We start from the raw sequence: 25,503 nt of genomic DNA on the forward strand, positions 1-25,503 counted from the left end.
TATTTGTGGTGAACGGACTTGCGTCGCGCGAGGCAAGCTCGCTCACCACAAAAGCAGGCGACACGTTCAGATTTGGGACTGAGCGCCCTCAAACCACTTGAGCTTCTCGCGCAACACCACCACTTCACCCACGATTACCAGCGTCGGCGCATGCACTTCATGCTCCGCCACCATGCGCGGCAGGTCCGCCAGCGTGCCGGTAAACACGCGCTGGTTGGACGTGGTGCCCTGCTGGATCAGCGCTGCTGGGGTATCCGGTGCACGCCCATGCTTGATCAGTTGCTCGCAGATGATCGGCAAGCCAATCAACCCCATGTAGAACACCAGGGTCTGCGAAGGCCCCACCAGATCATGCCAAGGCAGGTCCGATGTCCCGTCCTTCAGATGCCCGGTGATAAACCGCACCGACTGCGCATAATCGCGATGGGTCAGCGGAATCCCGGCATACGCCGCGCAACCGCTGGCCGCGGTGATCCCCGGCACCACCTGGAACGGGATGCCGTGGGCCGCCAGTTCTTCGATCTCTTCGCCACCCCGGCCAAAGATGAACGGATCGCCACCCTTGAGGCGCAGCACGCGCTTGCCCTGCTTGGCCAGGTCCACCAGTTGCTGGTTGATCTGGTCCTGAGGCACGGCATGGTCGGCGCGGCGCTTGCCGACATACACGCGCTCGGCGTCACGGCGGCAGAGCTCCAGGATCGCCGGGGCGACCAGACGGTCGTAGAGCACCACGTCGGCCTGCTGCATCAGGCGCAAGGCACGGAAAGTCAGCAGGTCCGGGTCACCGGGGCCCGCACCTACCAGGTAAACCTCACCCGGCGCATAGGGCGGCGCGCCATTGACCTTTTCGATCAACAGACGCTCAGCCTCATCGCCTTGACCTGCCAATTGACGGTCGGCAATCGGGCCTTGGAAAACCTCTTCCCAGAACGCCCGACGTTGCTGCACATCCGGATACAAACCTTTGACCTGCGCACGAAAACGCGCCGCCAACCCGGCCAATTGACCGTAAGTGGACGGAATCCAGGTTTCTAGCTTGGCGCGGATCAAGCGCGCCAGCACCGGCGCATCACCGCCGCTGGACACCGCGATCACCAAGGGTGAGCGATCGACAATCGCCGGGAAGATCACGCTGCACAAGGCTGGCGCATCCACCACATTGACCGGTACGCAGCGGCGCTTGGCATCGCTGGACACTTGCGCGTTCAGCGGCTCGTCGTCGGTTGCCGCGATGATCAGGGTGCAACCGTCAAGGTCCGCCTCCTGATAACCGCGCAATATCAGTTCTCCGCCACTGCCCAGTACCAGCGCCGTGAGCTGGTCTTCGATCTGGGGAGCAACCACCCGCAGCAACGCACCGGCGTCGGCCAGCAGCCGGGATTTGCGCAAGGCAATCTCCCCACCACCGACGACCAACACACGACTGCCGCGCAGGTTATGAAACAGCGGCAGAAATTCCATTTAGCGGATGACCTCAACGCCCGCCATGTACGGCTTGAGCACTTCCGGTACGCGGATCGAACCGTCGGCCTGCTGATAGTTTTCCAGCACCGCCACCAGGGTACGGCCTACAGCCAGGCCGGAACCGTTGAGGGTGTGCACCAGCTCCGGCTTGCCGGTTTCCGGGTTACGGAAGCGCGCCTGCATGCGACGGGCCTGGAAATCACCGCAGTTGGAGCACGACGAAATCTCGCGGTACTTGTCCTGGCTCGGCACCCACACTTCAAGGTCATAGGTCTTCACAGCGCTGAAACCCATGTCGCCAGTGCACAACGCCAGTACGCGGTATGGCAGCTCCAGCAGTTGCAGGACGCGTTCGGCGTTGGCGGTCAGGCCTTCCAGGGCTTCCATGGACATCGACGGCTCGACCACCTGCACCATCTCGACCTTGTCGAACTGGTGCTGGCGGATCATGCCGCGGGTATCGCGACCCGACGCGCCGGCTTCACTGCGAAAGCACGGGCTATGGGCGACGAACTTGATCGGCAGTTGCTTGGCGTCGAGGATCTCACCAGCGACGATGTTGGTCAGCGACACTTCGGCGGTGGGGATGAGGTAAAGGTCGGCTTCGCCGTCGCGGCTGATCTTGAACAGGTCTTCTTCGAATTTCGGCAGCTGGCTGGTACCCATCAGCGCCGGCGCCTGCACCAGATAAGGGGTGTAGGCTTCTTCGTAACCGTGTTCGCCGGTGTGCAGGTTGATCATGAACTGCGCCAGGGCACGGTGCATGCGCGCGATCGGGCCACGCAGCAAGGCAAAGCGCGCGCCGGACATCTTGGCGGCGGTTTCGAAATCCAGGCCACCGGTCAATTCGCCCAGGGCGACGTGGTCCTTGATCTCGAAATCGAAGGCTTTAGGCGTGCCCCAACGACGCACTTCGACGTTGCCGTCTTCGTCTGCGCCAATCGGCACGGATTCGTGGGGGATGTTGGGGATGCCCAGTAGGATCGAATCCAGCTCGGTCTGGATCTTGTCCAGCTCGACCTTGCCTTCGGACAGCTCGGTGCCCATGCGCTCGACATCTGCCATCAGCGGCGCGATGTCTTCGCCGCGCTGCTTGGCCTGACCGATGGATTTGGAACGCGCATTACGCTCAGCCTGCAGTGCTTCGGTGCGGGTCTGGACGGTCTTGCGCTGTTCTTCCAGCGCTTCGATGCGCGAGACATCCAAGGCAAAGCCACGGGATGCCAGGCGGTCCGCTACGTCCTGAAGGTTGCTACGTAACAGTTTGGAATCGAGCATGTCGGTCTCTCGTTTATCAAAGTTTGGTCAAGGACAGGCCGGCCCAGGTGGCGAGCAGCCCGCCGAACACGCTGATGCCCAGGTACCCGAAGGCGGTCAGGGCCTGCCCGCTTTCCAGCAGGCGTAGCGTATCCAGTGAAAAGGATGAAAAGGTCGTCAGACCGCCTACAAAGCCGACAATCAAGCCGGCGCGAATTTCAATCGGCACTTCCGGGCGCAACAGGAACCAGCCGTACAGCAAGCCGATAATCAGGCAACCCACCAGGTTGACCGCCAGGGTCGCCGCATAAAAATGCTTCGGCCAATGGGCGCTGACCCAAGTGCCGGCGGCGAAACGCAATAATGTACCAGCGATGCCGGCTGCGGACACGGCAAGAATCGTCTTGAACACTACTTTCTCCGCTGTTTGGGACTGAGTCGATCGAGTTGTGCGAGGTGACTGAGCTTTTCGCCAATCTTCAGTTCCAGGCCACGGGGCACTGGCTGATAGAGCGGGAGTGGCTCAAGTTCATCGGGGAAGTAGTCTTCACCGGCCGCATAGGCGTCCGGTTCATCATGGGCGTAGCGATATTCATCACCATAACCCAGTTGTTTCATCAGCTTGGTCGGCGCGTTGCGCAGGTGCATCGGCACTTCGAGGGAGCCGTATTCGGCGGCGGCACGCAGGGCCGACTTGAAGCCCATGTACACCGCGTTGCTCTTCGGCGCACAGGCAAGATAGGTGATGGCCTGGGCCACCGCCAGCTCGCCTTCCGGGCTGCCGAGGCGCTCCTGCACGTCCCAGGCGGCAAGGCACAGGCTCAATGCGCGCGGGTCGGCGTTGCCGATGTCTTCGCTGGCCATGCGTACGACGCGGCGGGCGAGGTACAGCGGGTCGCAACCACCGTCGATCATGCGCGCGAACCAGTACAGCGCGCCGTCCGGGTTGGAGCCGCGCACGGATTTATGCAGGGCCGAGATCTGGTCGTAGAAGGCTTCACCGCCCTTGTCGAAACGCCGCCGCGTGTCGCCGAGCAGGCTTTGCAGGAGGTCGACGCCAATCTCGCTGCCGTCTTCGGCCAGGTCGGAGGCGTTCTCCACCAGGTTGAGAAAGCGGCGACCATCACCATCGGCGGCGGCCAGCAGGATCTTGAAGCCCTCCTCGCTGACGCTGAGTTGCCGCTTACCCAGGCCCTTGTCTTCATTCAGGGCCCGCTGCAACAGCTTCCGCATGGCGGCCTCGTCCAGGCTTTTCAGCACATAGACCCGCGCCCGCGAGAGCAATGCGTTGTTCAGTTCGAACGAAGGGTTTTCGGTGGTGGCGCCGATAAAGATCAGCGTGCCATCTTCCACATAGGGCAAAAACGCATCCTGCTGCGATTTGTTGAAGCGGTGCACTTCATCGACAAACAGGATAGTGCGCTTGCCGTATTGACCGGCCTGTTGCTTGGCAACTTCCACCGCCTGGCGGATCTCCTTGACCCCTGCCAGGACCGCCGAGACTGTTTCAAAGTGCGCATCCGAGACCTTTGCCAGCAACCGCGCCAAGGTGGTCTTGCCCACCCCCGGCGGCCCCCAGAAAATCATCGAGTGCAGCGCACCCTGCTCCAGGGCTTCGCGCAAAGGCTTGCCGCGAGCCAGCAGGTGTTCCTGACCGACGTACTCATCCAGGTTGGTCGAACGCAAGCGCGCGGCCAATGGCTGGGCAATCGGGTCACTTCGAAACAGGTCCATGGGCAGCGTGTTATTCCTGGATCACGTCGGCACCCTTGGGGATGTCGAACTTGAACTTGGAGGCAGGCACCGGCTGGTTGGCCTTGACCCCGGAGAACAGGATATCGGTGCGTTGGCCGACACTGTCGACCAGGCGCATGTTGTTGATCACGCCATTGCCGAACGACAGGGACAGCGTATCGAATAGCGTGTCCTTGGATTTCGGCTTGAGGGTGAACTCGATCACGTTGCTGGTTTGCTTGGAGGTGATGTCGAAGCTGTCGTTGATCTTCGACACATCACCCGACAGCAACAACGCGGGGGTCTGGTTCAGGCGCGGGTCGAGCTTCTTGATGGTGGCCTGCTCCAGGTCCGGGTCCCACAGCGTGACCTTCTGGCCATCAGACACGATGGTCTGTTCAGCCTTGCCTTCAGTGTGCCAGTAGAACAGGCCAGGACGCTGCACGGCCATTTCGCCTGCAGTTTCCTGCAACTGGGTGCCACCAGCATCGAGCGTCAACTGCGAGAAGCGCGCGGTCAGGGTCTGGGATTTGTCCAACAGGTTCTTCAGGCTGGCCACGGAGGCCGGGTCAGCGTGGGCCGAAACAGCAGTCAGGGCCAGTGCCGGCAACAACAGCATGCGGATAAGGCGCATGGGAGTCCTCATTGAGTGTTCAGGGCGCGCCACGTGCTGCCACGCGGCACGGGATCAGTCGCGCATCTGCCCAGGGGCAATCACTTCGCGCGAGCCGTTGGTGTTCATTGCGGTCACGACGCCGGCGTTTTCCATGGCTTCGATCATACGGGCGGCGCGGTTGTAGCCGATCTTCAGTTTACGCTGCACTGCCGAAATGGAGGCGCGACGGCTTTCCAGCACGAAGGCCACGGCCTCGTCGTACAGCGCGTCGGTTTCGGCATCATCGTCGCCGCCGCCGCTGCCGCCGTCGAAGCCACTGCCGGCCTCTTCAACACCCGTGAGAATATCGTCGTTGTATTCCGGCGCGCCACGCAGCTTCCACGCTTCTACTACACGATGGACTTCATCGTCGGAAACAAACGCGCCGTGGACGCGGATCGGCAGGCTGGTGCCCGGCGGCATGTAGAGCATGTCACCGTGGCCGAGCAGTTGTTCGGCGCCGCCCTGGTCGATGATGGTCCGCGAGTCGATCTTGCTCGACACCTGGAACGCCATGCGCGTCGGAATGTTGGCCTTGATCAAACCCGTGATCACGTCCACCGACGGACGCTGGGTGGCGAGGATCAAGTGAATACCCGCAGCCCGCGCCTTCTGGGCGATACGCGCGATCAGCTCTTCGACCTTCTTGCCGACGATCATCATCATGTCGGCGAATTCGTCGACCACCACCACAATGGTCGGCAGCTTGGTCAGTTTCGGCGCTTCGTCGTGAATGCTTTCGCGCTTGTACAACGGGTCATCGATCGTCTCGCCGCGCTCTTGGGCTTCCTTGATCTTGGCATTGAAGCCCGACAGGTTCCGCACGCCCATCTTCGCCATCAGCTTGTAGCGGCGCTCCATCTCGGCGACGCTCCAGCGCAGGGCGTTGGCGGCGTCCTTCATGTCGGTGACGACCGGGCAGAGCAGGTGTGGAATGCCTTCGTAGATCGACAACTCCAACATCTTCGGGTCGATCATGATCAGCTTGGCGTCGTCCGGACCGGACTTGAACAGGATCGACAGGATCATCGCGTTCACACCCACCGACTTACCGGAACCGGTGGTACCGGCCACCAGCAAGTGCGGCATTTTCGCCAGGTCGGTGATCACCGGCTTGCCGCCGATATCGTGGCCCAGGGCCAGGGTGACCGGCGATTTGAAGTTGTCGTACTCCGGGGTCGACAGTACTTCGGAGAAGCGCACGATCTGGCGGTCTTCGTTGGGAATCTCGATACCCACGGTGGTCTTGCCGGGGATGACCTCGACCACACGCACGCTGGTCACGGCCAGGGAACGGGCCAGGTCCTTCGCCAGGTTGGCGATGCGGCTGACCTTCACGCCGGCGGCCGGCTGGATTTCGTACCGGGTGATCACCGGGCCGGGATGGATGGAATCCACCGACACTTCGACGCCGAATTCCTTGAGCTTGATTTCCAGCAGATGGCCGACGGCCGCCAGGGATTCCGGTGAGTAATTGAGTTGTTTCTTTTCGGCCGGATCGAGGATCGAGATCGGCGGCAAGGTGCCTTCGACGGCGCTGTCGATGAACAGCGGCGCCTGTTTCTCTTTCTGCACGCGATGGCTCGGCTCGGGGGCCTTGGGCGGTGCCGGGGCGATCACCGGCGGCACCTGCTTCTCGCGGTCCGACATGTGCTTGCTCAAGGCCTGCTCGCGCTCGATCAGGCGTTCCTTGACCTTAGCCTGTTCGCGCCGATCCGGTGTGGTCGGAGCCACTACCTCATTGACGCGGGTATCCACCTCGCGCAACTGGGCGACCATACGCTTGCGATCGACTCGGGCTGCCCACCAACGGTTGGCGGCACCCTGGAACAGCTCCAGCAGGTCGAGGGTGATCTTGCCGGTCACGTCCATCACCTTGAACCACGACAGGTCGGTGAACACTGTGAGGCCGAACAGGAACAGTGCGATGAACATCAGCGTGCTGCCCTGGATATTCAGGGACCTGCGCGCCAGGTCGCCCAGGCTTTCGCCCAGCGCCCCGCCCGCGCCCGCCGGCAGGCCGGTCGGTGCATGAAAATGGATATGCGCCAGCGCAGCGCCGGACAACACCAGGAACACCAGGCCGATCAGGCGCCAGGAGAACAGCCAGCCGCTCCACTGCCATGGCTCGTGGCGCTGACGGAAGATCTGCCAGGTCTTGATCGCCAGCAGCAAGGGGAAGATATAGGCGAAGTAACCCAGCACCATGAACAGGATATCGGCGCTGTAGGAACCGGCAGGCCCGCCGAAGTTCTGCACGTCTTCGATCTTGCTGTTGTGGCTCCAGCCCGGATCATCCTTGCCGTAAGTGAGCAAGGCCATCATCAGGAACAGGCACAGCGCGCCGATCGCGATCAGCGCACCTTCCTTGAGACGATAATGCAGGTGCTGGCGCCAGGCCGGCACGACTGCTGCTTTAGGTGTTGCGGCGGATTTCTTCAAAACGGGTCTTTTCCTGCGCCGTTAGCGCGTCCATCTGTTGAATGACTGCAAATACTGCCCAATCCGAGCAGCTGAAAAATGAACGTGCGTCGTTGAATCTACTTTTAACATCGGGCGATTGCTGGATGAAATGACGAAAGCACCACAATGCCCGCATTGTACGGGTTTGTGCCGACGATGCCACGCCCTTGCCCTTCACTCGGCAGCATAGCCAGTAGAGTGTCATACCCTGTTCAATTTGAGCATGCATTGTCTTTGCTGACAAAGGCTTATGCGCTGTTTTTATCAATCCAGGCCAACTTGGCAAATGGCCTTCATGGTACAGACCCGATTACGACCACTTCCCTGGCACAGAGTTGCAGAAACACCTGCTCACGCTAATCCACCCCAATGGCTGATTCGGGCTGGCCCGATGGCGCCATGTCGACAATAATCAGCACTGCGCCAGCAGGTGTCATACCTGCCACTCCCCTCCCCTTCCATAAGCCTGGATACCATGCTGACCTGGTTACAACGCGATTCTCTGACGTTCCCTCCATTGGCCAAGGCCATGCGTGAACCCAATGGCCTACTCGCCGCCGGTGGCGATTTATCGGCCGAGCGGCTGGTACAAGCCTATCGCCATGGCTGCTTCCCGTGGTTTTCGGAGGGACAGCCTATCCTCTGGTGGTCGCCCGACCCGCGCACCGTCATATTCCCCGACGAACTGCACGTATCGCGCAGCCTGGGCAAGCTGTTGCGCCAGCAGCGCTACACGGTGACCTTCGATCAGGACTTCGCCGCCGTCATCCAGGCCTGCGCCGCACCGCGTGCCTATGCCGACGGCACCTGGATCACCGAAAGCATCCAAAGCGCCTACCTGGAACTGCACCAGCGGGGCTACGCGCATTCGGTGGAGGTTTGGGAAGACGGCAATCTGGTGGGGGGCTTGTATGGCTTGGCGATGGGCCAGCTGTTTTTTGGCGAGTCCATGTTCAGCCGCGCCGACAATGCCTCGAAATTCGGCTTCGCCACGCTGACCCACCAATTACAAGAATGGGGCTTTGTACTGATCGACTGCCAGATGCCCAACGATCATCTGCACAGCCTGGGCGCTCGCGCCATATCCCGCAACGACTTCGCAGGTTTCCTGCGCGACCATCTGGATCAACCCAGCACTGGACCGTGGGTTTCCTAGGCGACTTCCGCGCTCCTGGCTTACACTTATTTCAAAGCTTATCCGAGGGTTGATCATGACCGAGTTGGCGCGTTTGAAGTTTTATGCCACTCAACCCCACTCTTGCAGCTATCTGCCCGACGAGCAGGCCACCACACTGTTCCTCGACCCCAGCCAGCCTATGGACGTGCATGTGTATGCCGACCTGTCGGAGATGGGCTTTCGGCGCAGCGGTGATCATCTGTACCGGCCCCATTGCCAGAACTGCAATGCCTGCGTACCGGCACGCATCCCCGTGGCGCAGTTTCTACCGGACCGTAATCAGAAACGCATCCTCAAGCGCAATGCCGACCTGACGGTGACGCCGACCAAGCCACGGTTCACCGAAGAATACTTCGACCTTTACCAGCGCTATATCGAGGAGCGACACGCGGATGGCGATATGTTCCCGCCCAGCCGCGACCAGTTTTCCACATTCCTGGTACGTGACCTGCCCTTCTCGCGCTTCTATGAGTTTCGCGCCGACGGCCGGTTGGTGGCGGTAGCCGTAACCGATTTGCTGCCTAATGGCTTGTCGGCGGTCTACACCTTCTATGAGCCGACCGAAGAACGTCGTAGCCTTGGACGCTACGCAATCCTCTGGCAAATTGGCGAAGCTTTGCGCCTGGAATTGGAAGCGGTGTACCTCGGGTACTGGATCAAGAACTGCAAAAAGATGAACTACAAGACCCAATATCGGCCCATAGAACTGCTGATTAATCAAAGATGGGTCGTGGTTAACTAGAACCCCTTGGCTTGAACACCCTTTTTCGGGCACAATGCACGCCGCTTTTGCCTGGCGCAGTTGCACCGGGCCATTCACTGGATACCGAGGGCTTTACTGCATGTCGAAAGAAGACAGCTTCGAAATGGAAGGCACTGTCGTCGACACCCTGCCCAACACCATGTTTCGTGTGGAGTTGGAAAATGGGCACGTCGTAACCGCGCATATCTCCGGCAAGATGCGCAAGAACTACATTCGTATTCTTACCGGTGACAAAGTGCGCGTCGAGCTGACGCCCTATGACTTGAGCAAAGGGCGCATCACTTACCGCGCTCGCTAAGCAAGTCAATACAAAACGCCCGGCTATGCCGGGCGTTTTTGTATGTGCGATTTACCTGGCACCACAAATCTCCTGCGGGAGCGGGCTTGATCCCCCTCGTTTGCGAAGCAGCAAAAAGGCGCCTTTCGGCGCCTTTGCTTTATCGCAGCTCGATCAGGCCATTTCAGCCGTGGTTTCGAACTCGAAGGTCAGCTCGCCGTCCTTCAGGTCGATGTGTACCACGCCACCATGGTCGGAAAGCTCGCCAAACAGGATCTCTTCGGCCAGTGGCCGCTTGATCTTGTCCTGGATCAGACGTGCCATTGGGCGTGCGCCCATTGCCGCATCGTAGCCGCCCTCGGCGATCCAACTGCGCGCCGCTTCCGTGACATCCAACTGCACGCGCTTGTCTTCCAGCTGCGCCTGAAGCTCGGTGAGGAACTTGTCCACCACGCTTTTGATGACCTCATGACTGAGACGACCAAACTGGATAATGGTGTCCAGGCGGTTGCGGAACTCTGGCGTGAAGCTCTTCTTGATCACTTCCATCGCATCGGAAGAGTGATCCTGATGGCTGAAGCCGATCGAGGCCCGCGCGGCCGTTTCGGCACCCGCGTTGGTGGTCATGATCACGATCACGTTGCGGAAGTCCGCCTTGCGCCCGTTGTTGTCGGTGAGGGTTCCGTGGTCCATCACCTGCAGCAGCAAGTTGAAGACTTCAGGATGCGCTTTCTCGATTTCATCAAGCAGCAATACACAATGCGGCTGCTTGGTGATCGCCTCGGTCAACAGGCCGCCCTGGTCGAAACCGACATAGCCCGGAGGCGCACCGATCAGGCGCGACACGGTGTGACGCTCCATGTATTCGGACATGTCGAAACGCACCAGCTCAATACCCATTGCCTTGGCCAACTGCCGCGCCGCTTCGGTCTTGCCGACGCCGGTCGGGCCTGCGAACAGGAACGAGCCGACAGGCTTGTCCGGCGACTTGAGGCCCGCACGCGACAACTTGATCGCGGTGGACAACGCGTCGATGGCCGCATCCTGGCCGAATACGGTGAGCTTGAGGTCACGCTCCAGGTTACGCAGCAGCTCCTTATCGGAACTGTTGACGTGTTTAGGCGGAATCCGCGCGATCTTCGCCACGATATCCTCGACCTGAGGCACGTCGATGCGCTTCACACGCTTCTCAACCGGCTGCAGACGCTGATAGGCACCCGCCTCGTCAATCACGTCAATGGCCTTGTCGGGCATGTGACGATCATTGATGTAGCGTGACGCCAGCTCAGCGGCTGAACGCAGGGCCTCATCGGTGTACTCGATGCCATGGTGCGCTTCAAAGCGCCCCTTGAGCCCGCGCAGGATGCCGATGGTGTCTTCAACCGAAGGCTCGGACACGTCAACCTTCTGGAAGCGGCGCGCCAGGGCACGGTCTTTTTCAAAGATCCCACGGAATTCCTGGAACGTAGTCGAACCAATGCAACGGATATCACCCGACGACAGCAGCGGTTTGAGCAGGTTGGAGGCATCCATCACCCCACCCGACGCGGCACCGGCACCGATGATGGTGTGGATTTCATCAATGAACAGGATCGCCTGCGGGCGTTTCTTCAACTCACCGAGCAACGCCTTGAAACGTTTCTCGAAATCGCCACGGTACTTGGTCCCGGCGAGCAAGGCGCCCAAGTCAAGAGAGTAGACGACGCTGTTGGCCAGCAAGTCCGGCACCTGGTTGTCGACGATGCGCTTGGCCAGGCCTTCGGCAATCGCGGTCTTACCCACGCCAGCCTCACCCACCAGCAACGGGTTGTTCTTGCGACGACGTGCAAGGATCTGCGCCACGCGTTCAACTTCAAGCTCACGCCCCACCAACGGATCGATCCGCCCCTGGCGCGCCAGTTCGTTGAGGTTGCTGGCATAGGCATCCAGTGGATTGCCCGAAGAAGAAGACTCACCACCTTCGTCGTCCTGCATATCCTGCTCACCCTCCGAATGATCGCCGTGCCCAGGCACCTTGGAGATACCGTGGGCGATGTAGTTGACGACATCGATACGGGCAACGCTCTGCTGTTTGAGCAGGAACACTGCCTGGCTTTCCTGTTCGCTGAAAATCGCCACAAGCACATTGGCGCCTGTGACTTCACGCTTACCGGAGCTCTGAACATGGAACACGGCACGCTGAAGCACCCGCTGGAAACCCAGGGTTGGCTGGGTTTCACGGTCTTCATCGTGGACTGGAATAAGTGGCGTCGTGGAGTCGATAAACTCCTGCAGGTCATGCTTGAGTTTGTCGAGGTTGGCGCCACACGCACGCAAAACGGTGGCGGCAGCTTCATTGTCCAAAAGTGCCAGCAGCAGGTGCTCGACGGTCATGAATTCATGACGCTTCGAACGAGCCTCCTTGAAGGCAAGATTGAGGGTGACTTCGAGCTCGCGGTTTAACATAGCTTCACCTCATACCCAAGTGGTCGGCGTTAACCGTCCTTCTCGATTTCACAGAGTAGCGGATGCTGGCTTTCCCTGGCGTACTGGTTGACCTGCATGGCCTTTGTCTCGGCGATGTCGCGGGTAAACACTCCACATACTGCCCGTCCTTCTGTGTGAACGGCCAGCATTACCTTGGTCGCCAACTCGCGGTTCAGGTTAAAAAACACCTCGAGCACTTCGACCACGAAATCCATCGGTGTGTAGTCATCATTGAACAAAACCACCTTGTACATCGGCGGCGCCTGTAGAGCAGGCTTGGCCTCCTGAACAGCAATGCCTGCAGAACCGTCGTCATCATGTTCCTGATCCGGTCGATCCTGATTGAATGTTAGTCGAATCTGGCTGTTTGCATGCATGGAAAGAAAGGTTCGTCAGTGGTTCAATTACAGTGGTGGGGGCGACCTGTCAGAATTTCAACTCTGACCGACTGGTCGCCTTGACTATCGGCGAAACGGTGTTACAACCAATAGAACCCACAGTGGGTAAAAAAGGTCCGCGCAGTCAACCTTATTTATTCGGGTTAGGACGGATAAACTGGATGATACTCCAGTGATGGAGTCTGGTGCAGAGGGATATGGGTATGGCAAGCGGTAAGGTCAAGTGGTTCAACAATGCCAAAGGGTACGGCTTCATTAATGCAGACGGCGAGAATGAAGACCTTTTTGCGCATTACTCAGCGATCAAAATGGAAGGTTATAAAACGCTGAAGGCGGGGCAGCCGGTCTCCTTTGAGATTATTCAGGGGCCCAAAGGCAAGCACGCAGTTGAAATCAGTGCGCCAGTCACCATCGGCACAGCAAAAGATGGCGCTGCTCAAAAATCAAAAGAGCAATTGGCCTAAGCGGCCGACGAGCAGGCGCTCAATAAAAACCGGCCATTTCGTTTACGGTATGGCCGGTTTTATACCCATTGTTTACATGTGTGAAATCAGCGCATCACCGAAGCCTGACGAAGATACCAAGGTGGCACCGTCCATCAGACGCTCGAAGTCATACGTCACGGTCTTGGCAGAAATCGCGCCATTGGTGCCCTTGATGATCAAATCCGCTGCTTCGGTCCATCCCATGTGACGCAGCATCATCTCCGCCGACAAAATCAACGATCCCGGATTGACCTGATCCTTGCCCGCATACTTGGGCGCAGTACCGTGTGTCGCCTCGAACATCGCCACGGTGTCCGACAGGTTGGCCCCCGGCGCAATACCGATACCGCCCACTTCTGCCGCCAGGGCATCAGACAGGTAGTCGCCGTTCAGGTTGAGGGTCGCGATCACGTCATATTCAGCGGGGCGCAGCAGGATCTGCTGGAGCATGGCGTCGGCAATGGCGTCCTTGACCACCACGTTCTTGCCGGTCTTCGGGTTCTTGAACTGCATCCAAGGGCCGCCGTCGAGCAGTGTGGCGCCAAATTCTTCGGCCGCCACTTCGTAGGCCCATTCCTTGAAGGCACCTTCGGTGAACTTCATGATGTTGCCTTTGTGCACGATGGTCAGTGAGTCGCGGTCGTTATCCACTACATATTGCAGGGCTTTACGCGCCAGGCGCTTGGTCCCTTCCTTGGAGACCGGCTTCACGCCAATCCCGCAATCCTGGTCGAAACGGATCTTGGTGACGCCCATTTCTTCCTTCAGGAACTTGATCACCTTGATCGCTTCGGGCGAACCGGCCTTCCACTCGATACCGGCGTAAATGTCTTCGGAGTTTTCACGGAAGATGGTCATGTCCACATCGCCAGGCTTTTTGACTGGGCTGGGCACGCCTTCGAACCAGCGCACCGGGCGCAGGCACACATACAGATCGAGCTGTTGGCGCAGGGCCACGTTCAGCGAACGGATGCCGCCACCGACGGGAGTGGTCAGCGGACCCTTGATTGAAACCACGTAGTCCTTGACCGCATCCAGGGTTTCCTGGGGCAACCAGGTGTCTTGGTCGTAGACTTGAGTGGCCTTTTCGCCGGCATACACCTCCATCCAGGAGATTTTGCGCTTGCCGCCGTAGGCCTTTTCAACAGCTGCGTCGACCACCTTGATCATCACCGGGCTGATGTCGACGCCGATACCGTCACCTTCGATGTAAGGGATGATCGGTTGGTCAGGAACATTGAGAGAATGGTCTGCATTGACGGTGATTTTATCGCCGACTGCCGGAACCTGAATCTTCTTGTATCCCATGCTGAACTCCATCTATGGATTGAACATCTGGCTGCGTTCGAGCCTACTCCAGATAAATGGCGACTGAAACCTCACGCCATGCTCATTTGCATCGAAAACAGCATAATTTGTCGTCTACAAGCCTGAAAGCAAAGGCAAAATCGCCAATCTTGAGCACATCGTGCAACCTTGGTCGCAACCTGGGCCCTGCGACCTTTAGACCAATGGACGACACACCTTTTGTATGAAGGCTCGGCGTAAGCATAGCGACCTATGTATAATGCCGCCGCTGACCCAAGAGTCACGACGGCTGACCGCTCTAGACAGTAGCCTTCAGCCAGAAAGCAGGATTATTACAATAGTCCAAACGCTTGACGCTCGACTGATGCAACCCAACATCACCGCGAAGAAACCTCGACATTTCGCTCATGGATGACTTTGAACGAACGCGCTCCACCCGGCGCATCTCGAGTTTCTGCGCACGCTTTCAGCAAAGAAGAGAGTTAATCCGAATATGCCCACCCGCTCGAAGATCATCTACACCTTCACCGACGAAGCCCCGGCCCTCGCCACCTATTCACTGCTGCCTATCGTAGAGGCCTTCACCGCTTCCGCTGATATTGCCGTGGAAACCCGCGACATCTCCCTCGCCGCGCGCATCCTCGCAAGCTTCCCCGAGCAACTGGGCGCCAAGGCTATCCCGGACCACCTCGCCGAACTGGGCGACCTGGCCGTTACGCCTGAAGCCAACATCATCAAGCTGCCTAACATCAGCGCCTCGACCCCGCAGTTGCAAGCCGCGATCAAGGAACTGCAGGCCCAGGGCTACGCCCTGCCGGACTACCCGGAAACCGTAACCACCGACGCGGAAAAAGAAACCCGTGCACGTTACGACAAGGTCAAGGGCAGCGCCGTGAACCCGGTACTGCGCGAAGGCAACTCCGACCGCCGCGCACCGTTGTCGGTCAAGAACTATGCACGCAAGCACCCGCACAAAATGGGCGCCTGGGCTGCCGACTCCAAGTCGCACATTGCCCACATGAACACTGGCGATTTCTACGGCAGCGAAAAAGCCGTACAGATCGAAGCGGCTGACACTGTCAAAATCGAGCTGATCGCCCAGGACGGCACCGCCACTGTCCTTAAGGAAAAGACTTCGGTACAGGCCGGCGAAATCATCGACACCGCTGTACTGAGCAAGAAAGCCCTGCGCGCGTTCATCGCCGCTGAAATCGAAGACGCCAAGAAACAAGGCGTGCTGCTGTCGGTTCACCTGAAAGCCACCATGATGAAGGTCTCCGACCCGATCATGTTCGGCCAGATCGTTGCCGAGTTCTATAAAGACGCCCTGACCAAGCATGCCACCGTGCTGGAGCAGATCGGCTTCAACCTGAACAACGGCATCGGCGATCTGTACGCGCGCATCAAGGCCCTGCCGGCCGAGCAGCAAGCGCAGATCGAAGCTGACATCCAGGCCGTTTACGCGGCTCGCCCTTCCCTGGCGATGGTCAACTCCGACAAAGGCATCACCAACCTGCACGTGCCGAGCGACGTGATCGTCGACGCCTCGATGCCGGCCATGATCCGTGACTCCGGCAAAATGTGGGGCACCGATGGCCAGTTGCACGACACCAAGGCCGTGATCCCGGATCGCTGCTACGCCACCATCTATCAGGCGGTCATCGAAGACTGCAAGGCCAATGGCGCTTTCGACCCGACCACCATGGGCAGCGTGCCGAACGTTGGCCTGATGGCGAAGAAAGCCGAAGAGTACGGCTCCCACGACAAGACCTTCCAGATCAAGGCTGACGGCGTAGTGCGCGTCACCGACAGCAAGGGCAACCTGCTGATGGAACAGAAAGTTGAAGCCGGCGACATCTTCCGCATGTGCCAGACCAAAGACGCGCCGATCCAGGACTGGGTCAAACTGGCCGTCAACCGCGCCCGCGCCAGCAACACCCCGGCCATTTTCTGGCTGGACCCCAAGCGTGCACACGACGGGGTCGTGGTCGAGAAAGTTCAGGCTTATCTGAAAGATCACAACACCGAAGGCCTGGACATCCGCATCATGTCGCCAGTCGAAGCGATGAAGTTCACCCTGGAGCGCACCCGCAAGGGCCTGGACACCATCTCGGTGACCGGTAACGTGCTGCGTGACTACCTGACCGACCTGTTCCCGATCATGGAACTGGGCACCAGCGCCAAGATGCTGTCCATCGTGCCACTGATGAACGGCGGTGGCCTGTTCGAAACCGGCGCCGGCGGTTCGGCACCGAAGCACGTGCAGCAACTGGTTGAAGAGAACTTCCTGCGCTGGGATTCCCTGGGCGAGTTCCTGGCCCTGGCCGCTTCCCTTGAGCACCTGGGTGTGACGTACAACAACCCGAAAGCCCTGGTACTGTCCAAGACCCTGGACCAGGCCACCGGCCAGTTCCTCGACAACAACAAGTCGCCATCGCGCAAAGTCGGCAACATCGACAACCGTGGCAGCCACTTCTACCTGGCGCTGTACTGGGCTCAAGCCCTGGCCGCCCAGACTGAAGACACTGCACTGCAAGCGCAGTTCGGCGAACTGGCCAAGACCCTGACCGCGAACGAAGCAACCATCGTTGCCGAACTCAACGCCGTCCAGGGCAAGCCAGTGGACATTGGCGGCTACTACGCGCCGAACCCGGAGCTGACAGGCAAGGCCATGCGTCCGAGCAACACCCTCAATGCGGCGATTGCCAAGTTGAAGTAAGGTTGTAAGGATGCAAAGAAGCCCCGGCCTTGTGCCGGGGTTTCTGTTTTTACTTTTCAACAAAAAAACCGAATCTAAATGTGGGAGCGGACTTGCTCGCGAATGCGGTGGGTCGGCCTACACCTGCAGCGACTGACATCCTGCATTCGCGAGCAAGCCCGCTGCCACATTGACTGCAATCCTGCCCAAAGACCGCGTCGCATTCTTCACTGAGGCTTTCCATGACCTGGCAACCCCACATCACCGTCGCCACCATTGTCGAAGACAACGGCCGCTTCCTGATGGTCGAGGAACTCAAGGGCGGCCGTGCCGTGCTCAACCAGCCCGCCGGCCACCTGGATCCAAATGAAACCCTGACCGAAGCAGCCGTGCGCGAGACCCTCGAAGAAACCGGCTGGGACGTCGAAGCCACCGGTATCCTCGGCATTTACCTGTACACCGCCCCCAGCAATGGCGTGACCTATCAAAGAGTCTGCTTTATTGCCAAAGCCCTGAAACACCGTTCGGACTACCCACTCGACGAAGGCATCCTGCGTGCCCGCTGGCTGACCCGTGACGAACTGATGGACCTGCGCGACGACTGGCGCAGCGAGCTGATCATCCGCTGTATCGATGATTATCTGGCCGGCCACTGCCACAGCCTCGAATTGATCCGCCCTTCTCTTTAGCCTTGAAGGCCTGAGCCTGATAGAATCGCGTCCTTTTTCAAGACACCCGTTGAAACCCTATGCGTGATCCAGCCCCTTCTGACATACAAAAGAAGCGCGTCATCGTCGGCATGTCCGGCGGCGTGGATTCTTCCGTTTCCGCCGTTCTGCTCATGGAGCAGGGTTATGAGGTGGAAGGCCTGTTCATGAAGAACTGGGAAGAAGACGATGGAACGGAATACTGCACCGCCATGGACGACCTGGCTGACGCCCAGGCCGTGTGCGACAAGATCGGTATCAAGCTGCACACCGCCAACTTCGCCGCCGAGTACTGGGACAACGTGTTCGAGCACTTCCTGGCCGAATACAAGGCAGGCCGCACGCCGAACCCGGATATCCTGTGCAACCGCGAGATCAAGTTCAAGGCATTCCTCGACTACGCCATGATGCTCGGCGCCGACCTGATCGCCACTGGCCACTATGTGCGCCGCCGCGATATCGATGGTCGCACCGAACTGCTCAAGGGCCTGGACCCGAACAAGGACCAGAGCTACTTCCTGCACGCCGTCGGCGGTGAACAGATCGCCAAGACGTTGTTCCCGGTGGGCGAGCTGGAAAAACCCGAAGTGCGCAAGATCGCCGAGCAACACGGCCTGGCCACTGCCAAGAAGAAGGACTCCACGGGAATCTGCTTTATCGGCGAGCGCCGATTCAGCGACTTCCTCAAGCAGTACCTACCGGCGCAACCGGGTGAAATCAAAACCACGGAAGGCGACGTCATTGGCCGCCACCATGGCCTGATGTACCACACCATCGGCCAGCGTCAGGGCCTGGGCATCGGCGGTTTGAAAGACGCTGGTGAAGAGCCGTGGTACGTGCTGATCAAAGATCTTGAGAACAACGAGCTGATCGTCGGCCAGGGCAACGAGCACCCGCTGCTGTTCTCCGGCGCCCTGCTTGCCTCCGAGATCTATTGGGTCAACCCGATCGACCTGAGCTCCCCGCGCCGCCTGACCGCCAAGGTGCGTTATCGCCAGAGCGACCAGCCCTGCACGCTGGAAAAAACCGCTACAGGCTATCGCGCCACGTTTGATGATCCGCAACGCGCGGTCACACCTGGCCAGTCCGTAGTGTTCTATGACGGCGAAATCTGCCTGGGCGGCGGCGTGATTGAAGTGGCAGAAGCCTGGAGCAAATCGGCATGAGCCCGACCCAGGAGCAATTGACGGCATTGGGCGGGGTTTTCCTCGCCGCCGTACTGGTGGACAAAATTGCCAAGACCGGCCAAGTCACTGAAGCGGGCCTGACCTGCATGCTCGGCAGCTTGTTGATCCGCGACCCCAAGGACACCCTGGAAGTCTACGGCGGCGATGATCTCGCCCTGCGCGAAGGCTATCGTGCCCTGATCGGTGCTCTGGAGCGTGATCCGAGCACTTTGCAGCGCGAGCCGTTGCGCTACGCCCTGTCGATGCTCGGCCTGGAGCGTCAACTGGCCAAGCGTGACGACATGCTCGAGGTCATCGGCAAGCGCCTGCCGCAGATCCAGTCCCAGGTGGAACACTTCGGTCCGGCCCACGAAAACGTGATCGCGGCCTGTGGCGCGCTGTACCAGGACACCTTGAGCACCTTGCGCCAGCGCATCCAGGTGCACGGCGACATGCGCAACCTGCAACAACCGAACAACGCCTCGAAAATCCGCGCCCTGCTGCTGGCCGGTATTCGTTCGGCGCGGTTGTGGCGTCAGTTGGGCGGTCATCGTTGGCAATTGGTGATCAGCCGCCGCAAATTGCTCAAAGAGCTTTACCCGTTGATGCGCAACGAATAAGTCGCAGCAACCGCATTTTTTCGTGCGTTACGCGTAATACGCCGGTCAGTTGGCGACGGACCGGCGGATTTTTTCATGTATGATACGCGCCCCATTTCGTTGCCCGACTGTCCGAGAACACCCCATGCAGCTCTCTTCGCTCACTGCGGTTTCCCCTGTTGACGGCCGCTACGCCGGCAAAACCCAGGCCCTGCGCCCTATTTTCAGCGAATACGGCTTGATCCGTGCTCGCGTTCTGGTTGAAGTGCGCTGGCTCCAGCGCCTGGCCGCTCACCCCGCTATCAGCGAAGTACCGGCGTTTTCCGCCGAAGCCAACGCTGTGCTCAACACCCTGGCGGAAAACTTCTCCCTGGAGCACGCCGAGCGTGTGAAAGAGATCGAGCGCACCACCAACCACGACGTAAAAGCCATCGAATACCTGCTCAAAGAGCAGGCGGCCAAGCTGCCGGAACTGGCCCAGGTCAGCGAGTTCATCCACTTTGCCTGCACCAGCGAGGACATCAACAACCTGTCCCACGCCCTGATGCTGCGCGAAGGCCGTGATGACGTCATGCTGCCGCTGATGCGCCAGACCGCCAATGCCATCCGCGAGTTGGCCACCCGCTTCGCCGACGTGCCAATGCTGTCGCGCACCCACGGCCAGCCGGCGTCGCCGACCACCCTGGGTAAAGAGCTGGCCAACGTGGTGTACCGCCTGGAGCGCCAAATCGCTCAAGTCGCAGCCGTACCACTGCTGGGCAAGATCAACGGCGCCGTGGGCAACTACAACGCACACATCTCGGCCTACCCTGAGATCGACTGGGAAGCCAACGCCCGCGCCTTCATCGAAGACGAGCTGGGCCTGGGCTTCAACCCGTACACCACGCAGATCGAACCCCACGACTACATCGCCGAGCTGTTCGACGCCATTGCGCGCTTCAACACCATCCTGATCGACTTCGATCGCGATATCTGGGGCTACATCTCCCTGGGCTACTTCAAGCAGCGCACCATTGCCGGTGAAATCGGTTCGTCGACCATGCCGCACAAGGTCAACCCGATCGACTTCGAAAACTCCGAAGGCAACCTCGGCATTGCCAACGCCCTGTTCCAACACCTGGCCAGCAAGTTGCCGATTTCCCGCTGGCAGCGCGATCTGACCGACTCCACCGTACTGCGCAACCTCGGCGTGGGCTTTGCCCACAGTGTGATCGCGTACGAAGCCAGTCTTAAAGGCATCAGCAAGCTGGAACTCAACGAGCAGAAGATTGCCGCTGACCTGGACGCGTGCTGGGAAGTGTTGGCCGAGCCGATCCAGACCGTGATGCGCCGCTACAACATCGAAAACCCGTACGAGAAGCTGAAAGAATTGACGCGCGGCAAGGGCATCAGCCCAGAAGCGCTGCAAAATTTCATCGACGGCCTGGACATGCCAGCCGCGGCCAAGGCCGAGCTGAAACTGCTGACCCCGGCCAACTACATCGGTAACGCTGTAGAGCAAGCCAAGCGCATCTGATCGTCGCTCGACCCTTTGAGACGCCCGGCCGCGCCGGGCGTTTTTATTTCAGTCTGAAAAATGCTTTTTTTCAATAGGTTACACATGAATCCTGATATCCCTCTTCAACTTCTGGGCGGCATCACGGCACGGGAATTCCTGCGCGACTACTGGCAGAAAAAACCGCTGCTGATCCGCCAGGCCATCCCTGACTTCGAAAGCCCGATCGACGCCGACGAACTGGCCGGCCTGGCCCTGGAAGAAGAAGTCGAATCGCGCCTGGTGATCGAACACGGCGAGCGTCCGTGGGAATTGCGTCGCGGCCCATTTGCTGAAGATGCATTCAGCACCCTGCCTGAGCGCGAGTGGACCCTGCTGGTGCAGGCCGTTGACCAGTTCGTACCGGAAGTGGCCGAGCTGCTGGAGCAGTTCCGCTTCCTACCAAGCTGGCGCATCGATGATGTGATGATCAGCTTTGCCGCACCCGGCGGCAGCGTCGGTCCGCACTTCGACAACTACGACGTGTTCCTGCTGCAGGCCCAGGGCAAGCGCAACTGGAAGATCGGCCAGATGTGCAGCTCGGAAAGCCCATTGCTGCAGCACGCCGACCTGCGCATCCTGGCTGAATTCGAAGAAAGCGCCGAATGGGTCCTGGAACCAGGCGACATGCTCTACCTGCCGCCGCGCCTGGCGCATTTCGGCATTGCCGAAGATGACTGCATGACCTACTCCGTCGGCTTCCGCGCGCCAAGCGCCGCTGAAGTGCTGACCCACTTCACCGACTTCCTCAGCCAGTACCTGACTGACGAAGAGCGCTACACCGACGCCGACGCCCAGCCGGTCAGCGACCCGCACCAAATCCAGGGCGACGCCCTCGATCGCCTCAAGAGCCTGCTGGCCGAGCACATGAGCGACGAGCGCATGCTGCTGACCTGGTTCGGTCAGTTCATGACCGAGCCACGCTACCCTGAATTGGTAGCCGGTGAAGAATTGGGGGAAGAAGATTTCGTCAACAGTCTGCAAGACGGCGCGATCCTGGTGCGTAACCCAAGCGCACGCCTGGCTTGGTCGGAAGTCGACGACGATGTGCTGCTGTTCGCCAGCGGCCAGAGCCGTTACCTACCGGGCAAGTTGCGCGAATTGCTCAAGCTGATCTGCGCTGCCGACGCCCTGCACGCCGAAAACCTCGGCCCGTGGCTGGCGGACGAAGACGGGCGTGACCTGCTGTGCGAACTGGTCAAGCAAGGAAGCCTGGGATTTGCCGATGAATAAGATTCACGTAAGTGTCGCGGACTGGCAAAAGGATATCGCCGATATTCGGCGCATTCGTGAAGCGGTGTTTATCGCTGAGCAATCGGTTCCACCGGAGCTGGAGTGGGACGCGGACGACGCCGGTGCCGTACATTTCCTCGCGTTCGAGGGCGACTTTCCGATCGGCACCGCGCGTCTGCTGCCCAGCGGCGAGATCGGGCGCGTGTCGGTGCTCAAGGACTGGCGCGGGCTGAAGGTCGGCGATAAGCTGATGGAAGCCGTTATCGGCGTGGCCGAGAAGCGCGGCCAGGCCAAACAGTTCCTGAGTGCACAGGTGTATGCAGCGCCGTTCTATGAGCGGTTGGGCTTCAAGATCGTCAGTGACGAATTCCTCGAAGTCGGGATTCCGCACGTGGATATGGTGCGCGAGGGTTAAGCCTTCCATCTGCTGCAAACAAGCACCCTGCCATCTTCCGATGTCAGGGTGTTTTGCCGTCCAGGATTCAATTTGCGACCTGCCAGGCCGACAAACTGGCACTATCCAGCCTAAATGACTCGCAGAGATAACGGAAATGTCCCTACGCACGCTGCTCACCGCCCTCCTCCTGACCGCCAGCGTTTCAGCCGCGGCCGACACCGAAGTCGTCAACCTGAGCAACCGCACCAGTGCCGACCTGCTGCCCGTGGCGCAGAACTTCATCGGCAAGGACGGCACTGTCAGTGCTTATGGCAACCAGCTGATCGTAAACGCCGACCCCGCCAAGATCCAGGACCTGCGCGCCTTGCTGTCTCAGCTGGACATACCCGCCAAACGTCTGCTGATCACCGTCGACACCAACGAAAACAACCAACAAAACAGCGGCGACAGCCAGACCCGCATCATCAGCTACGGCACCGCCAGCCGCGACGGCGGCATCCAGCAGATCCAGGCCAGCGAAGGTGTGCCCGCACTGATCCAGGTCGGCCAGAGCGTACCGCTGACCACCACCCAGCAAGACAGTTACGGCCGCCTGCAGAATCAGACCCAATACCGCAACGTCACCCAGGGTTTCTATGTAACTGCAAGCGTCACCGGCGAGACTGTGCACCTGGCGATCAGTACCAACCGTGACCGCATGAGCCAGGAACGTCCCGATGTAGTGAATGTGCAAAGTACCGACACAACCGTCAGCGGGCGACTGGGCGAGTGGATTCCCCTGGCCGGTATCAATCGCGAAACCCAGGCCGACAAATCCTCTACAACCCGCAGCTACTCTACTCAGGGCCGCGATGACCTGACTTTGCGGGTTAAGGTCGATACCCTGAACTGAAGCACCAAAAACTGACTGATGAGTCGTATCAGACTAAAGATGTAGTGCTTTAAAAAAAGCACTACAAAACATTTGACGATCTAAAAAAGCATGGGCATGATGGCCTCGCTCCCGCTAATCAGGGGCCCTGGCAAGGGCCTTCGGATCGCCGCTCCAAGCTACCCACCCGAGCCGATTCGTGTCTGTACCGCCCACAAGGCGTGTTTGACGAGGTTGCGACTGGAACGAAGTTGTCCCGAGGGACGGAAGCTAACCAGGTAACCCGGCTACACGCTGTTGAACACCCAAGGGCCCACGACGCCCTCAGACTGTTCGCGGCCTGCCTTTACCTACCGCCCCTCTCGCCAATCATTCATCCCGTCGCATTCCCCGCCAGACCCGACATGACCGCCTACGCTTCTGGTCAGCGAGCAGCCCTGCCCACGCATTTGAATGCAGGGCTGGCAAATGGATTTTTCCACCACAAGAAGACGCGACGAGGTTTACTCCCATGGCACTGACACGCGAACAGCAAATTGCAGCCCTCGAGAAAGACTGGGCTGAAAACCCACGCTGGAAAGGCGTGACCCGCGCTTATTCCGCTGCTGACGTCGTCCGCCTGCGTGGCTCGGTTCAGCCTGAGCACACCTTTGCAAAACTCGGCGCCGAGAAGCTGTGGAACCTGGTGACCCAAGGTGCCAAGCCTTCTTTCCGCCCCGACAAAGATTTCGTCAACTGCATGGGCGCCCTCACTGGCGGCCAGGCAGTCCAGCAGGTGAAAGCCGGTATCCAGGCGATCTACCTGTCCGGCTGGCAAGTGGCGGCGGACAACAACTCCGCTGAATCCATGTACCCCGACCAATCGCTGTACCCGGTGGATTCGGTTCCAACCGTGGTCAAGCGCATCAACAACTCGTTCCGCCGTGCCGACCAGATCCAGTGGAAAGCTGGTAAAGGCCCGGGCGATGAAGGCTACATCGACTACTTCGCGCCAATCGTGGCTGACGCCGAAGCCGGTTTCGGCGGCGTCCTGAACGCCTACGAGCTGATGAAGAGCATGATCGAAGCTGGCGCCGCCGGCGTGCACTTCGAAGATCAGCTGGCTTCGGTGAAAAAATGTGGCCATATGGGCGGCAAGGTATTGGTTCCTACCCAGGAAGCCGTACAGAAGCTTACCGCTGCCCGCCTGGCCGCCGACGTCGCCGGCACACCCACCATCATTCTGGCCCGTACCGACGCCAACGCCGCTGACCTGCTGACCTCGGACTGCGACCCATACGACCAGCCATTTGTGACCGGCGAGCGCACCCAGGAAGGCTTCTATAAAGTACGCGCCGGCCTCGACCAGGCCATCGCTCGCGGCTTGGCCTACGCACCGTATGCCGACCTGATCTGGTGCGAAACCGCCAAGCCGGACCTGGACGAAGCCCGTCGTTTCGCCGAAGCGATCAAGAAGGAATACCCGGACCAGCTGCTGTCCTACAATTGCTCGCCGTCCTTCAACTGGAAGAAGAACCTGGACGACGCAACCATCGCCAAGTTCCAGCGCGAGCTGTCCGCCATGGGCTACAAGCACCAGTTCATCACCCTGGCCGGCATTCACAACATGTGGCACAGCATGTTCAACCTGGCGCACGACTACGCCCGCAACGACATGACTGCCTACGTGAAACTGCAAGAGCAGGAGTTCGCTGACGCCGCCAAGGGTTACACCTTCGTGGCGCACCAGCAGGAAGTGGGCACCGGCTACTTCGACGACATGACCACCGTGATCCAGGGCGGCACCTCGTCCGTGACCGCGCTGACCGGTTCGACCGAAGAAGAGCAGTTCCACTAAGTAGCATCGAGTAC

At 59.6% G+C, this 25,503-nt stretch carries 23 protein-coding genes; 13 read left to right on the plus strand and 10 right to left on the minus strand.

Features of this window, described 5'->3' with window-relative positions; translation table 11 throughout:
* Nucleotides 1-66 precede the first annotated feature (66 nt).
* From cysG to LVW35_RS16660, 7 genes are read right to left on the minus strand one after another with little or no spacing between them, the layout of a single operon-like run.
* Nucleotides 67-1,461 (minus strand): siroheme synthase CysG, encoded by a 1,395-nt coding sequence (cysG, locus tag LVW35_RS16630; RefSeq protein ID WP_233891162.1) that lies wholly within the window; start codon nucleotides 1,459-1,461, stop codon nucleotides 67-69.
* Complete coding sequence (serS, locus tag LVW35_RS16635; protein ID WP_233891163.1) at nucleotides 1,462-2,742, minus strand: serine--tRNA ligase; 1,281 nt, start codon at nucleotides 2,740-2,742, stop codon at nucleotides 1,462-1,464. It lies immediately after the preceding gene.
* 16 nt (nucleotides 2,743-2,758) lie between these two features.
* Entirely contained in the window at nucleotides 2,759-3,133 is a 375-nt protein-coding gene (gene crcB / locus LVW35_RS16640; protein ID WP_233891164.1) for a fluoride efflux transporter CrcB, read from the minus strand.
* Nucleotides 3,133-4,455 carry a replication-associated recombination protein A gene (locus tag LVW35_RS16645; protein WP_233891165.1) on the minus strand — a complete coding sequence of 441 codons (1,323 nt, stop codon included), beginning with the start codon at nucleotides 4,453-4,455 and terminating at the stop codon, nucleotides 3,133-3,135. Before LVW35_RS16645 ends, crcB begins: the two co-directional genes overlap by 1 nt.
* A 10-nt stretch (nucleotides 4,456-4,465) precedes the next feature.
* Nucleotides 4,466-5,089, minus strand: coding sequence for an outer membrane lipoprotein chaperone LolA (lolA, locus tag LVW35_RS16650; protein ID WP_016975527.1), 624 nt, complete (start codon nucleotides 5,087-5,089; stop codon nucleotides 4,466-4,468).
* Nucleotides 5,090-5,143: 54 nt separating this feature from the next.
* Nucleotides 5,144-7,552, minus strand: a complete 2,409-nt coding sequence (locus LVW35_RS16655; protein WP_233891166.1) for a DNA translocase FtsK — start codon at nucleotides 7,550-7,552, stop codon at nucleotides 5,144-5,146.
* The gene (locus tag LVW35_RS16660; RefSeq protein ID WP_233891167.1) at nucleotides 7,527-7,778 is read right to left on the minus strand and encodes a hypothetical protein; all 252 of its coding nucleotides are present in this window, start codon (nucleotides 7,776-7,778) and stop codon (nucleotides 7,527-7,529) included. Before LVW35_RS16660 ends, LVW35_RS16655 begins: the two co-directional genes overlap by 26 nt.
* Nucleotides 7,779-8,048: 270 nt before the next feature.
* Between LVW35_RS16660 and aat the strand changes: the two genes are divergently transcribed.
* The 3 genes from aat (at nucleotide 8,049) to infA (ending at nucleotide 9,811) form a co-directional block, all read left to right on the plus strand.
* Nucleotides 8,049-8,729: a leucyl/phenylalanyl-tRNA--protein transferase gene (aat, locus tag LVW35_RS16665; RefSeq protein WP_233891168.1), complete on the plus strand. Its 681-nt coding sequence runs from the start codon at nucleotides 8,049-8,051 to the stop codon at nucleotides 8,727-8,729.
* A gap of 55 nt (nucleotides 8,730-8,784) precedes the next feature.
* On the plus strand, nucleotides 8,785-9,492 hold the full coding sequence (locus tag LVW35_RS16670; protein WP_233891169.1) for an arginyltransferase: 708 nt from the start codon (nucleotides 8,785-8,787) through the stop codon (nucleotides 9,490-9,492).
* 100 nt (nucleotides 9,493-9,592) lie between these two features.
* Nucleotides 9,593-9,811: a translation initiation factor IF-1 gene (gene infA, locus LVW35_RS16675; RefSeq protein ID WP_002553999.1), complete on the plus strand. Its 219-nt coding sequence runs from the start codon at nucleotides 9,593-9,595 to the stop codon at nucleotides 9,809-9,811.
* 153 nt (nucleotides 9,812-9,964) lie between these two features.
* Here the strand turns inward: infA and clpA are convergent, their stop codons facing one another.
* Both clpA and clpS read right to left on the minus strand, forming a co-directional pair.
* Nucleotides 9,965-12,235 (minus strand): ATP-dependent Clp protease ATP-binding subunit ClpA, encoded by a 2,271-nt coding sequence (gene clpA / locus LVW35_RS16680; protein ID WP_033896823.1) that lies wholly within the window; start codon nucleotides 12,233-12,235, stop codon nucleotides 9,965-9,967.
* Between the two features lie 29 nt (nucleotides 12,236-12,264).
* Nucleotides 12,265-12,633, minus strand: a complete 369-nt coding sequence (clpS, locus tag LVW35_RS16685; RefSeq protein ID WP_005789091.1) for an ATP-dependent Clp protease adapter ClpS — start codon at nucleotides 12,631-12,633, stop codon at nucleotides 12,265-12,267.
* Between the two features lie 218 nt (nucleotides 12,634-12,851).
* Between clpS and cspD the strand changes: the two genes are divergently transcribed.
* The gene (gene cspD / locus LVW35_RS16690; protein WP_326489586.1) at nucleotides 12,852-13,118 is read left to right on the plus strand and encodes a cold shock domain-containing protein CspD; all 267 of its coding nucleotides are present in this window, start codon (nucleotides 12,852-12,854) and stop codon (nucleotides 13,116-13,118) included.
* A gap of 72 nt (nucleotides 13,119-13,190) precedes the next feature.
* On the opposite strand, the gene icd is transcribed toward cspD, so the two are convergent.
* Nucleotides 13,191-14,447, minus strand: a complete 1,257-nt coding sequence (icd, locus tag LVW35_RS16695; protein ID WP_028616796.1) for an NADP-dependent isocitrate dehydrogenase — start codon at nucleotides 14,445-14,447, stop codon at nucleotides 13,191-13,193.
* Between the two features lie 493 nt (nucleotides 14,448-14,940).
* Here icd and LVW35_RS16700 point away from each other — a divergent pair, with 493 nt between their 5' ends.
* The 9 genes from LVW35_RS16700 (at nucleotide 14,941) to aceA (ending at nucleotide 25,489) form a co-directional block, all read left to right on the plus strand.
* Nucleotides 14,941-17,166, plus strand: coding sequence for an NADP-dependent isocitrate dehydrogenase (locus tag LVW35_RS16700; protein ID WP_233891170.1), 2,226 nt, complete (start codon nucleotides 14,941-14,943; stop codon nucleotides 17,164-17,166).
* A gap of 221 nt (nucleotides 17,167-17,387) precedes the next feature.
* A complete protein-coding gene (locus LVW35_RS16705) occupies nucleotides 17,388-17,834 on the plus strand; it encodes an NUDIX hydrolase (protein WP_233891171.1) in 447 nt (148 codons plus the stop codon).
* A gap of 59 nt (nucleotides 17,835-17,893) precedes the next feature.
* Nucleotides 17,894-19,018 (plus strand): tRNA 2-thiouridine(34) synthase MnmA, encoded by a 1,125-nt coding sequence (gene mnmA, locus LVW35_RS16710; protein ID WP_233891172.1) that lies wholly within the window; start codon nucleotides 17,894-17,896, stop codon nucleotides 19,016-19,018.
* Nucleotides 19,015-19,638 (plus strand): high frequency lysogenization protein HflD, encoded by a 624-nt coding sequence (gene hflD / locus LVW35_RS16715; protein ID WP_028616800.1) that lies wholly within the window; start codon nucleotides 19,015-19,017, stop codon nucleotides 19,636-19,638. The genes mnmA and hflD overlap by 4 nt, the downstream gene beginning before the upstream one ends.
* A gap of 124 nt (nucleotides 19,639-19,762) precedes the next feature.
* Nucleotides 19,763-21,133: an adenylosuccinate lyase gene (purB, locus tag LVW35_RS16720; RefSeq protein ID WP_233891173.1), complete on the plus strand. Its 1,371-nt coding sequence runs from the start codon at nucleotides 19,763-19,765 to the stop codon at nucleotides 21,131-21,133.
* Between the two features lie 84 nt (nucleotides 21,134-21,217).
* Nucleotides 21,218-22,384, plus strand: a complete 1,167-nt coding sequence (locus LVW35_RS16725) for a ribosomal protein uL16 3-hydroxylase (RefSeq protein ID WP_233891174.1) — start codon at nucleotides 21,218-21,220, stop codon at nucleotides 22,382-22,384.
* Nucleotides 22,377-22,799, plus strand: coding sequence for a GNAT family N-acetyltransferase (locus LVW35_RS16730; protein ID WP_233891175.1), 423 nt, complete (start codon nucleotides 22,377-22,379; stop codon nucleotides 22,797-22,799). The genes LVW35_RS16725 and LVW35_RS16730 overlap by 8 nt, the downstream gene beginning before the upstream one ends.
* 136 nt (nucleotides 22,800-22,935) lie before the next feature.
* Nucleotides 22,936-23,673 carry a secretin N-terminal domain-containing protein gene (locus LVW35_RS16735; protein ID WP_233891176.1) on the plus strand — a complete coding sequence of 246 codons (738 nt, stop codon included), beginning with the start codon at nucleotides 22,936-22,938 and terminating at the stop codon, nucleotides 23,671-23,673.
* A 490-nt stretch (nucleotides 23,674-24,163) separates the two neighbouring features.
* Nucleotides 24,164-25,489 carry an isocitrate lyase gene (gene aceA / locus LVW35_RS16740; protein WP_025858968.1) on the plus strand — a complete coding sequence of 442 codons (1,326 nt, stop codon included), beginning with the start codon at nucleotides 24,164-24,166 and terminating at the stop codon, nucleotides 25,487-25,489.
* Nucleotides 25,490-25,503: the final 14 nt, after the last annotated feature.

Source organism: Pseudomonas sp. HN11, from assembly GCF_021390155.1.
Taxonomy (GTDB): domain Bacteria; phylum Pseudomonadota; class Gammaproteobacteria; order Pseudomonadales; family Pseudomonadaceae; genus Aquipseudomonas.